The sequence below is a fragment of the Cyclobacterium sp. SYSU L10401 genome (assembly GCF_010993705.1).
Lineage (GTDB): Bacteria > Bacteroidota > Bacteroidia > Cytophagales > Cyclobacteriaceae > Cyclobacterium.
In genome coordinates this window covers 280,592-294,684 of record NZ_WOFO01000001.1, presented here as the reverse complement: position 1 = coordinate 294,684, position 14,093 = coordinate 280,592, and the positions used below count along the sequence as shown (strand labels likewise).

10 protein-coding genes are annotated in these 14,093 nt (G+C 40.8%); 7 read left to right on the top strand and 3 right to left on the bottom strand.

Features of this window, described 5'->3' with window-relative positions:
• The first annotated feature begins 8 nt into the window (after nucleotides 1–8).
• Entirely contained in the window at nucleotides 9–638 is a 630-nt protein-coding gene (locus GL182_RS01205; protein WP_163377744.1) for a rhomboid family intramembrane serine protease, read from the top strand.
• 23 nt (nucleotides 639–661) lie between these two features.
• Here the strand turns inward: GL182_RS01205 and GL182_RS01200 are convergent, their stop codons facing one another.
• The 3 genes from GL182_RS01200 to rplU all read right to left on the bottom strand — a co-directional run bounded on the left by GL182_RS01200 (nucleotide 662) and on the right by rplU (nucleotide 1,729).
• Nucleotides 662–970 carry an HPF/RaiA family ribosome-associated protein gene (locus GL182_RS01200; RefSeq protein ID WP_163377743.1) on the bottom strand — a complete coding sequence of 103 codons (309 nt, stop codon included), beginning with the start codon at nucleotides 968–970 and terminating at the stop codon, nucleotides 662–664.
• A gap of 151 nt (nucleotides 971–1,121) precedes the next feature.
• Complete coding sequence (gene rpmA, locus GL182_RS01195; protein ID WP_163377742.1) at nucleotides 1,122–1,382, bottom strand: 50S ribosomal protein L27; 261 nt, start codon at nucleotides 1,380–1,382, stop codon at nucleotides 1,122–1,124.
• Nucleotides 1,383–1,417: 35 nt separating this feature from the next.
• Nucleotides 1,418–1,729 (bottom strand): 50S ribosomal protein L21, encoded by a 312-nt coding sequence (rplU, locus tag GL182_RS01190; protein WP_163377741.1) that lies wholly within the window; start codon nucleotides 1,727–1,729, stop codon nucleotides 1,418–1,420.
• Nucleotides 1,730–2,306: 577 nt separating this feature from the next.
• Here rplU and GL182_RS01185 point away from each other — a divergent pair.
• From GL182_RS01185 to GL182_RS01160, 6 genes are all read left to right on the top strand, one after another.
• Nucleotides 2,307–3,293 carry a ribonucleotide-diphosphate reductase subunit beta gene (locus tag GL182_RS01185; protein ID WP_163377740.1) on the top strand — a complete coding sequence of 329 codons (987 nt, stop codon included), beginning with the start codon at nucleotides 2,307–2,309 and terminating at the stop codon, nucleotides 3,291–3,293.
• A gap of 31 nt (nucleotides 3,294–3,324) precedes the next feature.
• Nucleotides 3,325–5,718, top strand: a complete 2,394-nt coding sequence (locus GL182_RS01180; protein WP_163377739.1) for a ribonucleoside-diphosphate reductase subunit alpha — start codon at nucleotides 3,325–3,327, stop codon at nucleotides 5,716–5,718.
• 686 nt (nucleotides 5,719–6,404) lie between these two features.
• Nucleotides 6,405–8,648, top strand: a complete 2,244-nt coding sequence (gene katG, locus GL182_RS01175; RefSeq protein WP_163377738.1) for a catalase/peroxidase HPI — start codon at nucleotides 6,405–6,407, stop codon at nucleotides 8,646–8,648.
• A gap of 849 nt (nucleotides 8,649–9,497) precedes the next feature.
• Complete coding sequence (locus tag GL182_RS01170) at nucleotides 9,498–10,286, top strand: polysaccharide biosynthesis/export family protein (RefSeq protein ID WP_240469503.1); 789 nt, start codon at nucleotides 9,498–9,500, stop codon at nucleotides 10,284–10,286.
• 2 nt (nucleotides 10,287–10,288) lie between these two features.
• Complete coding sequence (locus tag GL182_RS01165; protein ID WP_163377737.1) at nucleotides 10,289–12,649, top strand: GumC family protein; 2,361 nt, start codon at nucleotides 10,289–10,291, stop codon at nucleotides 12,647–12,649.
• Nucleotides 12,650–12,756: 107 nt separating this feature from the next.
• Nucleotides 12,757–14,052: a lipopolysaccharide biosynthesis protein gene (locus GL182_RS01160; protein WP_163377736.1), complete on the top strand. Its 1,296-nt coding sequence runs from the start codon at nucleotides 12,757–12,759 to the stop codon at nucleotides 14,050–14,052.
• Nucleotides 14,053–14,093: the final 41 nt, after the last annotated feature.

Below are 14,093 nucleotides of genomic sequence, written 5' to 3'. Positions count from 1 at the left end.
AAAATACTATGGAAATAAGCCTGACTCTCATCATCATTATCCTAACCTCTCTGGTATCCTACTATGCCTGGAAAAATCCGGGTTTAATGGAACGCAGCCTGTTTACTCCTTATGTCATCAGCAGAAATGGAGAATATGGGAGGTTTTTGCTTTCCGGATTCATTCATAAAGATGGGACCCACCTGCTATTCAATATGTTTACCTTTTATTTCTTCGGAAATGTGGTGGAGCAATACCTGATGTATAAGTTTGGACAAAGCATGGGAACCCTTGGCTTTATTGCCTTTTATCTGCTGGCCATAGTCATTGCAGACCTACCCACCTATTTTAAGGAAAAGGACAATCCCTCCTACCACGCCCTGGGTGCTTCCGGGGGGACTTCAGCCACCGTTTTTGCCAGCATTGTTTTAATGCCCCTTTCGGATATTTGTATTTTCGGCATCTTTTGTCTTCCCGGCTTTATTCTGGGAATATTATTTTTGGGATATGCCTATTATAAAGGAAAAATTGCGGATGACAACATCAATCACGATGCCCACTTCTTTGGGGCGGTGTTTGGCATTGCCATTATACTGCTTATTTCTCCTCAAAATGCGGTCTATTTTTGGGAGGAAATAAAAAGCTTCAGTCTTTTTTGAAAACTGAAGCCCTATAAAACTGTCTATTTTGCTTTTTTAAGTTGCCTGACCAGTTTGTCTACGACATCTTTTAATAAAGGAACCCAATGCTCTCCCTTTTCCTCCGCAAATACATCCGGCCCCGGAATACCCACACGCATGCCTACCACGCTGACTGCGGTACCGCCTGATCCTTCATTTTTGAAGTAAACATCAACAGCATTGATGTTGTGGGTGAATTTTGATAGTTTATCTATTGAAGACCTGATTTCTCCCTGAATGCCTTCATTGAGATCAAGGTGTACAGACTGTACATCTACCTTAATCCCTTTGTAATTTTCCGTGTAGTTCATAAATCAAACAAATTTTCCCTGATGCTCAGGGAGATATCCAAAAAAGGACAATTAGAATAAGTATTAAATTAATTTAAAATCCTTCTTTATGGGTAACACAAAAAGGCCTCTATCTACTAAAGGCCTTTTCATTTCTCCATACGGAATGGAATTATGCGTCAATTGGCAGAACACTTACATAAGATCTGCCGTCATGTTTTTTCCTGAAGGCTACTTTTCCAGGAGCCAAAGCAAAAATGGTATGGTCTTTTCCCAGACCTACATTTTCTCCGGGATGATGTTTTGTCCCTCTTTGCCTTACTATAATGTTTCCGGCAATAACTGATTCACCGCCGAATTTTTTTACACCAAGTCTTTTACTTTCAGACTCTCTACCGTTTCTGGAACTACCTACACCTTTCTTATGTGCCATAATTTCATTTATTTTTAGTGTTTCCTTTCGGAAGCTTACAATACAATATCTTCAATCAATACTTTCGTGAACTGCTGTCTGTGACCATTCTTCTTTTTGTAACCCTTTCTTCTCTTTTTCTTGAAAACAATTACCTTGTCACCTTTCACATGATCAAGAATTTTTCCTGATACCTTTGCCCCGTCCAGTAAGGGAGCGCCTACCGATACTGTACCGTTGTCATCTGCCAACAGCACCTGATCGAATTCTACGGAAGCGTCAACTTCACCTTGCATTTTTGGTGCAAAGATGTGCTGATCTTTTGTTACTTTAAACTGCTTACCGGAAATGTTAACTATTGCGTACATAATGGTTTGATATATTACAATTATCAAAATGAGGTGCAAATATAAGAAAAATACAGAGATACTTAAAAGAAAAGTGAATTATTAATTGACCTTTAGCCGGCTTCGAATGACTTAACCACCTGGATAGACCACCAAATGCATCTTTCAGGCAGCCATATTCAATTTCCATTCTATAAAATGGATGGAATTAATATAACCTCCTGATAAGCAAATTTTTAAAACTACCAGGGTATCCTATTTTTTGACCATAAGTCAAAAAATGGGGCTGATTGATCCGGTTTTCGATATTTTGAAATTATTTGAAAAAAGTTCTATCCCCATATACAGCCAATAATGGTTAAAGTATTGTTGTTATTAGGTAAGATTAAACTGCTATTATTCAATCTTTTATACCCTATTGACCATTGGTCAACTATTTGGCTTATGGCAGTATTTTTCGCTTTACATTTACAATTTTCTTAGCCATATTTGTTAAGGTTTTGTTACCAAAACCAGGCAAGTACGCTTAGCGGACCTATGAAGGCTTAAAAGCCTTCCACAAGAAATACATTAAAATAAAAAAATTAAACCAATTGGAATGATGAAGCCAGAACCTATTTTAGAGCAGGGAGACAATAGCCGATTTGTTTTATTTCCTATCCAACACGATGACATTTGGGAGTATTACAAAAAGGCAGAAGCGAGTTTTTGGACAGCAGAAGAAATTGATCTGGGTCAAGACCTGAATGACTGGAAAAATCTAAGTGATGGAGAAAGGCATTTTATTTCTCATGTACTGGCTTTCTTTGCTGCCAGTGATGGCATCGTTAACGAAAACCTGGCTGAGCATTTTGTGTCAGAAGTTCAGTACACAGAAGCGAAATTTTTCTATGGCTTCCAAATTGCCATGGAAAACATCCATAGCGAGACCTATAGTCTGCTCATAGATACCTATATTAAAAATGCTGCTGAACGGGAGCGTTTGCTCAATGCCATTGAGCACCTGGACTGTGTCAAGAAAAAAGCAGAATGGGCATTGAGATGGATTGACAATGGGGATTTTCAAGAAAGACTTATTGCTTTTGCGGCAGTAGAAGGAATTTTCTTTTCAGGCTCCTTCTGCTCTATTTTCTGGTTGAAGAAAAGGGGACTGATGCCGGGATTGACTTTCTCCAATGAATTGATTTCACGGGATGAAGGTCTGCATTGTGATTTTGCCTGCCATCTGTATACCGATCATGTGGTCAATAAGTTGCCTAAAGAAACTGTCACCAGTATCATCAAAGATGCGGTAGAAATAGAAAAAGAATTTGTCACGGATGCCTTGCCGGTAAGGCTTATCGGGATGAATGCCACCTTAATGTGTCAATATATAGAGTTTGTGGCAGACAGGCTGCTACAGGAATTGGGGTGTTCCAAAGTTTGGAACAGTACCAATCCATTTGATTTCATGGACATGATATCCCTTCAGGGAAAAACCAATTTCTTCGAGAAAAGAGTGGGGGATTATCAAAAAGCAGGAGTGATGAAAAACAAAGACAGCAACTCCAGTTCAGGGAAATTTTCCGTAGAAGAAGACTTTTAAGCATTTTTTAAACACCTTAATTAATTAAAGCATGTTAGTAATCAAAAGAGATGGCAGGCGAGAATCTGTCCGATTTGACAAAATTACGACCCGAATCGAAAACCTTTGTTATGGATTGGATGCCCGCTACATCCAGCCCATAGAAGTGGCCAAAAAAGTAATTGATGGCTTGTACGATGGGGTGACCACTACTGAACTGGATAACCTGGCAGCGGAGGTCTGTGCGTCCCTAACCGTAAAGCATCCTGAATATGCCATTTTGGCCGCCAGGATAGCTATTTCAAACCTGCACAAAACCACCAGCCAGTCCTTTTCCAATACCATGAAAAGGCTGTATACCTACATCAATCCAAAAACGGATGAAAATGCCGCCCTGATTGCACCGGATGTATATGGTATCGTCAAAAAACATGCCGCCAGGCTGGACGAAGTAATCGACTACAGCAGGGATTTTGACTACGATTTTTTTGGTTTCAAAACCCTGGAGAGAAGTTACCTGATCAAACTGGATGGCAAGGTGGTGGAGCGGCCACAGCACATGCTGATGCGGGTAGCCATCGGCATACACAAGGAGGATTTGGATGCAGCCATAGAGACCTATCACCTGCTTTCCCAAAAATGGTTTACCCACGCCACACCTACCCTATTTAATGCCGGTACGCCAAAACCCCAACTCTCCTCCTGCTTCCTGCTGACCATGAAGGACGACAGCATAGATGGGATCTATGACACCTTGAAGCAATGTGCCAAAATATCCCAATCAGCTGGTGGAATCGGTCTTTCTATCCATAATGTAAGGGCCAAAGGTTCCTATATTCGAGGTACCAATGGGGTTTCCAATGGAATCGTGCCCATGTTGAGAAATTTTGACATGACTGCCCGGTATGTGGACCAGGGTGGTGGAAAGCGAAAAGGCAGTTTTGCCATATACCTGGAACCCTGGCATGCCGATATCAAGGACTTTCTGGATCTGAAGAAAAACCATGGCAAGGATGAATTGCGCGCCAGAGACTTGTTTTATGCCGTGTGGGTGTCAGACCTCTTTATGAAAAGGGTGGAGGCCAATGAAAACTGGTCCCTGTTTTGCCCCCATGAAGCTCCCGGCCTGGCGGATTGCCATGGAGAAGAATTTGAAAGGCTTTATGAGAAATACGAGAAAGAGGGCCGTGCAAGAGAAGTCATTAAAGCCCAGGAACTCTGGTTTGAAATCCTGGAATCCCAGATAGAAACTGGCACTCCCTATATTCTGTATAAGGATGCAGCCAATGGCAAATCCAACCAGAAAAACCTGGGCACCATCAAGTCTTCCAACCTCTGTACGGAGATCATGGAATATACCTCTCCCGATGAGGTAGCGGTGTGTAACCTGGCATCTATAGCCTTGCCCAAATTTGTATTGACAGCAAAGGATGGTAAAAAATACTTTGATCACCAGAAGCTCTATGAAATCACCAAGGTGGTGACCCGAAACCTCAATAAGGTAATAGATGTCAACTATTACCCGGTGCCGGAAGCCAGAAAATCCAACTTCAGGCACAGACCGGTAGGTTTGGGCATACAAGGATTAGCAGATGCGTTTATCCTGCTGCGCATGCCTTTTGATTCGGATGAAGCCAAGGGCCTCAATGAAGACATTTTCGAAACCATGTATTTTGCGGCCATGGAAACTTCCATGGAATTGGCCAAACTCAACGGAACCTACGAAACCTATGAGGGTTCTCCGGTTTCTCAGGGGCTTTTTCAATTTGACCTTTGGGGAGTGAAACCAAAATCAGGACGGTGGAACTGGCAGGAGTTGAAACAAAAAGTAGACAAATATGGTATCCGCAACTCCCTGTTGCTGGCACCCATGCCTACTGCCTCTACCTCCCAGATATTGGGCAACAATGAATGCTTTGAACCTTACACTTCAAACATTTATACCAGAAGGACACTATCCGGGGAATTTGTGGTGGTCAACAAGCACCTCATGAGAGATTTGATCCGCCTGGGCTTGTGGAACGACAACATGAAGAACAGGTTGATCGCGGCCAATGGCTCGGTTCAGGATATCCCGGAAATCCCCCAACACCTGAAGGACCTCTACAAAACGGTCTGGGAAATTTCTCAAAAGGTGATCATAGATATGGCTGCTGACCGGGGGGCCTATATTTGTCAATCCCAAAGCATGAACCTGTTCTTGCAAGAACCCAATTTTGGCAAATTGACGTCCATGCATTTTTATGCCTGGAAAAAAGGATTAAAAACAGGCATCTATTACCTGAGATCCAAAGCCGCCAGCAGTGCCATACAGTTTACCGTAGACAAATCCCAGCTTTCCGGTAAAACCACTGAGGTGGAGGATCCTGAACACAAAAAGCAGCATCAGGATGCCATCGCCTGTTCGCTGGATAACCCGGATGACTGCGAAATGTGCGGAAGCTGATCCTTGTTCATTCAGAGTAAAAGCCTAAAGCGGCTGTTCACGACGGACAGCCGCTTTTTTTTGGCTTGAAACCGGAATTTCGGGTAACTACCGTCATTGCGATGGTTACTGAGCCGAGTCGGGCTTCGACAAGCTCAGCCAAAAAATCTGCCGTCATTGCGAGAATTAACTTTTTTTAAACGCAGAAATCAGGATGACGGTATTTGTTTATAACTATTTAAAAATCAATATGTTAAAAAAAAATAAAGAGTGACATCAAATCACCTCCCCCCAGCCCCCTCCTGTTTTCAGGAGGGGGAGACAGGGGGTGGTAAAAACACGTCATCGGTAGCGCCAGCGAAGCAATCTGGCCCGAAGTACGAACATAAGGATATCGAAGAAAGGACGGGAAGATCGGAATGGTGCATACGTCCTCGTTTAGACTGCCGCGGGTGCCGGGGCGTTTTGTTCTATTCGACCGAATCCAGGTCTGCACCCTCGCAGTGACGACCCTGACCGTCATGGCGCTTCCCGCAAATCCGGACAAGGTATAAATCTGTTCAAATCCGCCCCTGCCTGGCCCCGATTTTAAAGCCATAGAGAACAGATAAGACCCATAGATTTTTTCTATCGAAAAAAAATTTACATACATAAAAAAATTGGTACCTTGTAGAACATAAAGCTCAAAAATAAATCGATTCTTAGTTATGGAAAACAACACAAACCCAAATGCAAAGCTATCAGACTTCAATGATAGTCTGGCGAAATGCCCTTTTCACGGAGGTGCATTGAAACAAAGTGCCGGTGGAGGAACAAGGAACCGCGATTGGTGGCCCAATCAGCTGAAGTTAAATATACTCAGACAACACTCTTCCTTGTCCAATCCTATGGGCGAAGACTTTGATTATGCTGCAGCTTTTAATTCTTTGGATCTGGCTGAGGTAAAAAAGGAACTGGAAGAAGTGCTGACTACTTCCCAGGACTGGTGGCCGGCGGATTACGGCCATTATGGGCCCTTTATCATCAGGATGGCCTGGCACAGCGCAGGTACTTACCGGATTTCTGATGGCCGCGGAGGCGGTGGCACAGGGAGCCAACGATTTGCTCCACTGAACAGCTGGCCAGACAATGCTAACCTTGACAAGGCCCGTTTGTTGCTCTGGCCTGTCAAACAAAAATATGGCAAAAACCTTTCCTGGGCAGATTTGATGATTCTGGCGGGTAATGTGGCCCTGGAATCTATGGGACTTGAAACCTATGGTTATGCCGGAGGAAGAGAAGACGTATGGGAGCCCGAAGAAGACGTATATTGGGGCTCAGAAGCAGAATGGCTGGGAGACAAAAGGTATTCCGGAGACCGGGAATTGGAAAATCCCCTGGGAGCCGTACAAATGGGTCTTATCTATGTAAATCCTGAAGGACCAAACGGAAAACCTGACCCGGTGGCAGCTGCACGCGACATCCGAGAAACCTTCGGCAGAATGGCCATGAACGATTACGAAACTGTCGCCCTGATTGCCGGTGGTCACACCTTTGGCAAAACACACGGTGCAGGAGATCCTACCAAATACGTTGGGCCAGAGCCAGCAGCAGCTGGCATTGAGGAAATGGGACTGGGCTGGAAAACCACCCTGGGGTCAGGAAACGGAAACAATACCATTACCAGTGGACTCGAGGGTGCCTGGACCACTACCCCTACCAAATGGAGCAACAATTTCTTTGAAAATCTGTTTGGATTCGAATGGGAACTATTCAAAAGCCCTGCCGGAGCCAATCAGTGGCGGCCAAAAGATGGCGCTGGAGCCGGAACCGTGCCCGATCCCCACGATCCTTCCAAGAGCCATGCGCCGTTTATGTTAACAACAGATCTGGCCTTGCGCATGGATCCCGAATACGAAAAAATATCCCGACACTTCCTGGAGAATCCCGATGAGTTTGCCGATGCTTTTGCCAAAGCCTGGTTTAAACTGACCCACCGGGACATGGGACCACGCGCCCGTTACCTGGGACCAGAAGTACCTCAGGAAGACCTGATCTGGCAAGACCCTGTACCTGCAGTGGACCACGAATTGATAGACGGCAAGGATATTGCCGACCTCAAAAAAAGAATCCTGGATACCGGTCTTTCTATTTCAGAACTGGTCGGTACTGCCTGGGCTTCTGCCTCTACATTCCGTGGATCTGACAAAAGAGGAGGCGCTAATGGGGCCAGAATCCGGCTTGCTCCCCAGAAAGACTGGGAAGTAAACAACCCAAGTCAGTTGAGCAAGGTGTTGGATAAGCTGGAAGGGATTCAGGAAACCTTCAATGGATCCCAATCCGGCAACAAGAAAGTATCACTTGCCGACCTGATTGTTTTGGGCGGCTGCACAGGAATAGAGCAGGCTGCCAAGGAAGCAGGTCATGAAATAGAAGTTCCTTTTACTCCCGGTAGGACAGATGCTACCGAAGAGCAGACCGATGTGGAATCATTTGCCATTCTGGAACCTGCCGCAGACGGCTTCCGGAATTACCAACAGGAGCAGCATAAAGTTGCTGCCGAGGAGATGTTGGTAGACCGATCTCAATTGATGAGCCTTACCGCACCTGAAATGACCGCTTTGGTCGGTGGCATGCGGGTATTGAATACCAACTTTGACGGGTCCAAACACGGGATTTTCACCCAAAGACCCGGTGTACTTACCAATGATTTCTTTGTGAACTTGCTGGACATGGGAACCAGCTGGAAGGCTGCTGACGATTCTGACAAGCTGTTTGAAGGCAGGGACCGCAAAACAGGTACCGTAAAATGGACCGGTACCCGGGTAGACCTGATCTTTGGTTCCAATTCAGAATTAAGGGCCATTGCAGAAGTCTATGGTTGCAGTGACGGCAAGGAAAAATTTGTAAAAGACTTCGTAGCCGCATGGGATAAAGTCATGAATTTGGACCGATTCGATCTGTCTAAATGATAATGTAGCTTTAAATTAATTGAATGATTAAGGGTGATCTGGAAACGGATCACCTTTTTTATTCACTACTTTTTCATTCTATTTACCAGATTTCCAACCTCCCAGGCCCGTTTCGTTTTTCTTTTTTAAAGGAATGATTTTTTCAAAAATATTAAAAAAAATCAATTAAAAAGACCTTATCCATTTAGTACTTCCATGAGCTATAGGTCTACTAAACATTCTATACTTTAAATTCGAAATACGCATTAGGAATTCTATTGCAGACTGAAATTACTTCATAATCAGTCACTTAGTTTCGGTTTTCAACTTCACCATAGCGGTGCTATGCCTCCGTTTCCAAACTGCCTGATTTTCTTGCAATTTCAGCCGTCATAACGAAACCTAATACATCATCCGGGTTAAATGTTTACGCCTACTTTAAATCATCTAAACAGCATATTTAAATATTTAAAATACATTTTTTTAGGCTTTTTATTACTGATTTTAAAAATCATTTGTATATTTAGCAGGTAACATTGAATATTTGGACAGACAGAACAGTTTGTGGTTTTCCTACAGGTATTATTTTAGGAGATTAGGTAATTATATCGGAGAATTATTTTAAACCATTAAAATTTTTGCTGAGGGCACAAATATATTAGTAAGCGACTACCAAGTACACAATGAATCCACGAAAGCAGCCGGGTGAAAATACCACCAATGCAAATGGATTCAATTCAGCCAGAGTAGATATTTTAGACTTCCTACACCTTAATATCCAAAGTTTTTGTGACTGACCGGGCGAAGCTGCGCTTATCCTTGGGTATCCGTTTTTAAATGTGCACTTATTGCAAAATCAAAATTTAACAAATGAAACCTTTATTTCTCACCGGACTAATGGCATTGATTTTCCTGGGAGCATGCTCTACCAGGAACCTGATTTACATGAGTGATCTCCATCAGGAAGATGTAAATATTGAAAAAATCCGGAATTCAGCAGAACCCAGGATTCAACCAATAGATCTGTTGAGTATTACGGTAAGCACTTTAAATCCCGAATCCAATTTACTATTTAACAGTGGGGTATTGGCCAATATAGGTAGCACGGCAGGGCAAGCCAACGTTACCAGTCAACTCAATGAAGGCTATCGGGTAGATAACAATGGGGAAATAAGCTTTCCTATTATCGGAAAAATAAAGTTGGCAGGATTGACCCTGGAAGAAGCTACTGACAAAATGGTAAAGCTTTTGGAAACTGAAGCTCGGAACCCCATAGTAAATATCAAGATCATAAATTTCAGAATAACAGTGGTCGGAGAAGTAAATAATCCAAGTACCATTTCTGTTCCCTCCGAAAAAATCAATGTTATTGAAGCCATAGGACTGGCAGGTGATATGACTCCCTTTGGTAAGCGGGAAAATATACTGTTGATGCGGGAAGTGGGAGATGAAAGAATAACAGCAAGGCTCAATTTAAACGACAAAGCCATCCTTGACTCTCCCTACTTCTACCTGCAGCAAAATGACATCCTATATGTCGAACCGGATAAAGCAAGGGCTCTACAAACCAATACCAGCCGGATCAATGCCACCTTTATCCTGACTTTAATCAATACACTTACTTTCATTGCCTGGAATCTGGGCCTACTTAACCGATAAAAATGAAACAATTAACAAATAACGGCTTGTTTAGGAATCCTTCTCAGGAATTAAATATACGGGATTTGATCGGCAAATACATGAGGTATTGGTACTGGTTTGCTATCTGTTCTTTGCTTACCCTGGCAGGAACATTTTTACACATCCGTTACAACCTCATACCTCAATACGCCATCAACACTACCTTATTGATTAAGGACCTCAACACGCCGGGGTCTCTAATGGGAGAGGACTTTTCTGGTGGTATGGGAGGTTTTGGGATAAATAAGTCTATCGGCAGTGAAATGATCGTACTACGGTCCAGGTCTCTGATGGAAAGGGTATTTGATGAGTTGGGTATGAATACGAGTTATTATATAGAAGGAAGGATCAATAATTTAGAAGTTTTCCAGGGAGATCTTCCCATTTCACTTTTAATCAATAAACTGGAACCTTCTGCCTACGGGAAGAACATCAAATTAACTGGTAAAGGAAATAATAGCTTTGATTTGACTGAATTTGATAGCCTGAGAAATCCTCAAACAACCAATTACAAATTCGGACAGGAAATCAACCGACCTTACGGCACATTTACCGTGATTGGTTCCTCCGAATCCGAAATAGATAGACCTATTATTGTCTATTTCCATGATATAAAAAACCTCGCAAAAACTTACAGCCAGATGATGGAGGTAGAATTAGTCAGCAAGGATGCCAATGTATTGCACCTCGAATTCACCGATGCCGTTCCAAAAAAGGGCGTATTAATATTAAAGAAACTAGTGGAAGTTTACCAAAAAGAAGCCATTGAGGATAAAAACCAGGTACAACTCAGCACAATAGATTTTCTGGACGAACGCATTCAATTTTTATCCACAGAACTTTCAGAGGTAGAAAAAAATGTAGAAACCTATAAAAGAGAGAATGAACTCACGGATGTAAGCGCCAATGCAGAGCTTTATGTACAATCTGCCAGCCAGTACAACAAAGAATTAGAAAAACTTGAAATACAAATGGACATCATTCATTCACTCGAAGATTACGTCAACCAGGATGAATTAAGGCTTATTCCCAGCACGTTAAATATTCCTGAGCCCACTCTGAATGGACTCCTTGCTAAATTCAATGAGCTTTTACTGGAAAAGCAACGCATGCTTCGAACCATACAGCCTGGAAGTTCTTTGATACTAAACCTCGATGAACAGCTGGGAAACTTAAGGGAAAATATTCAGGAGAACCTCCGAACCATTAAAAATAATATGCAAATAACTTTGAATAACCTGCGATCCAGCAGCAGGCAATTTCAATCAAGGGTTCGAAGTGTACCTTCCATAGAGCGCGAATTATTAGAAATAAATCGCCAGCAAAGTATCAAGCAAGCCATATACTTATTTTTACTGCAAAGCAGAGAAGAAGCGGGATTAGCGCTGGCATCAACCCAACCCAACTCAAGAATCATTGATGAACCCTTGGCTGGAGATGTACCGGTAAACATCAGTAAGTATACTCTCTACCTGGCTGCGATAAGTTTAGGGTTCTTAATTCCAATAGGATTTATATATGTTAAGGACCTACTAAATGATAAGGTGAAAGAGCGCAAAGATGTAGAAAGCCTTACAAACGCTCCCATTTTGGGTGAAATTTACCACAGTACCGAAAAAACAAACCTACAGGTAATGGAGGGTGTACAATCAGTTATTGCTGAAACCTTCAGGTTGATCCGAGCCAACATTCATTTTGCAAATTTGGGAAAAGAAAACAAGGTAATATTAGTAACTTCGGCCAGAAGCGGGGAAGGGAAAACATTTTTCAGCATCAATCTGGGAGCAACAATGGCCATATCCGGGAAACGGATCGTCATTGTAGATTTTGATCTCAGAAAAGCAAAATTACTGGAATACATGAATATCGATTCTTCATCGGGAGTAACAGATTACATTGTATCCTCTTTAAGTCCCAGAGAATTATTGGTACCGGTACAAAAAGTACCAGGAATGTATTTAATAGGCGCGGGTAAAATCCCCCCAAACCCAGGCGAAATGATGATGAGTTCTAAGATAGAAAACCTGATTCAGGAATTAAGATCAGCATTTGATTATGTCATTATCGATTCACCCCCAATCGGTCAGGTTGCAGACACATATGGCCTTGCTCCTTTCATAGATTCAAACATATATATCGTTCGCTACGGATATACGTACAAATCTCAACTAGGAATTATAGAAGATATTTATCAAAATAAAAAATTAAAACAGCCAATGATTGTTTTAAACAATGCTAGCAAAAAAACGGGATCAGTTTATGGCTATGGCTATGGTTATGGCAATAATAAAAAGAATGGAAGGCAAATTAAACAAATTCATAAAAAGGAAAAAAAAGTATAATAGACATAACTATTGTATGACAATATTATTTTACTAAAAATTATTTTATTAGATATTTATTTAGAAAACAATTTTTAAATCTATTACAAAATATAAAAATTTACTTGGTGAAAACGATCGTTCAGCAGGCTGACAAATTTATTAAAAACAAATCATTATTAATTTCAATAAGCCAGGTTATAGGATCTCAATTACTTATACGAGTAATGGGATTAGTAATTGGATTTATATTAATCCGTATTTTATCGAAAAATGACTATGCATTATATACAATTTTAATTACAATACAGGGAATGTTAATTCCACTTTCAAACTCAAGTACCTTTATAGGGTTTAAGAAAATAGGAGGAGAAATTTGGGACAATGATAAAAAATTGTCTAGTCTAATAAAGACAGCAGATTCCATCAGTAATTATATAATAGCAATTGCTTTCCTTTTAGTAGGAGGGTATGCTACATTTATTCTATTAGAACAAGAAATTGAATTTCAAAGTATTATTTGGTTTCTGGCTTGTGTATTATTAATAGTGATTCCAGATGTTAAAACCTCTTTTTTAAGAAATGCTCTCTTATTTCAAAAAAAAATAAAGGTTGTTCAAGTAACTGAGGTGATCGGCCATATTCCAAGGTTTATAATATTAGCATTTTTTTTTATTATATTGAAGGACGAAATTACCATAAGTATTATTTTACTAATAACAATATTTAGTACTTGGATTTCATATATTTATATTCAAAAACAAAGTAAAAATTTACGATTTTTAAACCCTGTAATTAGTAAAAATTATAAAGAAACTTTAATTAAATACATAAAATTAAATTGGCACAATTCGGCATTCTATACTTTTAAAGGTCAAATCTCAATTTTTTTAATTGGCGTTTTCGGTACAACAGATTCAATTGCTGATATAGGAGCATTAACCCGATTTACGTTAATCTTTATGATGGGAAAGTCACTGGTTGACAATATTTATTCTCCAGCATTTGGAAGGTGCCAAAACCAGGAAGAGTTAAAGGTTCTATTTAGAAATGCTATAGCTATTATATTTTTAACTTCAGCAGCCATGCTAATTACGGTTTATTTATTTCCCAATCAAATATTATGGATTTTAGGGCCAAAATATGAGCATCTATCTTATGAACTATTTTTAGTATTCCTAATAGGCTCTCTAAATTTATTACTAGGAACAGTATATGATTTAAATTTAACTAAAGGTTGGATTAAATACACCCCAACCTATGAAATACCCATTGATGTAATTACTTTAATATTTGGAGTATTGGTATTTAACATTAGTGAATTAATGGGAGTATTATATTTGTCATTATTATCTTCATTTTCGAATTTATTACTACATCTATTTAACTCCAGACATGGCCTAAAGTATGCTGAAGTAAATTAAAACCACTGTAATATATTTAAATTTTGGTACCATAGTATTCT

What these genes read in the sequence shown, in the direction of transcription:
- katG (WP_163377738.1), top strand. Translation starts at nt 6,405, where the DNA reads ATGGAAAACAACACAAACCCAAATGCAAAGCTATCAGACTTCAATGAT.
- GL182_RS01185 (WP_163377740.1), top strand. Translation starts at nt 2,307, where the DNA reads ATGATGAAGCCAGAACCTATTTTAGAGCAGGGAGACAATAGCCGATTT.
- GL182_RS01170 (WP_240469503.1), top strand. Translation starts at nt 9,498, where the DNA reads ATGAAACCTTTATTTCTCACCGGACTAATGGCATTGATTTTCCTGGGA.
- rpmA (WP_163377742.1), bottom strand. Translation starts at nt 1,382, where the DNA reads ATGGCACATAAGAAAGGTGTAGGTAGTTCCAGAAACGGTAGAGAGTCT.
- GL182_RS01165 (WP_163377737.1), top strand. Translation starts at nt 10,289, where the DNA reads ATGAAACAATTAACAAATAACGGCTTGTTTAGGAATCCTTCTCAGGAA.
- GL182_RS01180 (WP_163377739.1), top strand. Translation starts at nt 3,325, where the DNA reads ATGTTAGTAATCAAAAGAGATGGCAGGCGAGAATCTGTCCGATTTGAC.
- GL182_RS01205 (WP_163377744.1), top strand. Translation starts at nt 9, where the DNA reads ATGGAAATAAGCCTGACTCTCATCATCATTATCCTAACCTCTCTGGTA.
- rplU (WP_163377741.1), bottom strand. Translation starts at nt 1,729, where the DNA reads ATGTACGCAATAGTTAACATTTCCGGTAAGCAGTTTAAAGTAACAAAA.
- GL182_RS01200 (WP_163377743.1), bottom strand. Translation starts at nt 970, where the DNA reads ATGAACTACACGGAAAATTACAAAGGGATTAAGGTAGATGTACAGTCT.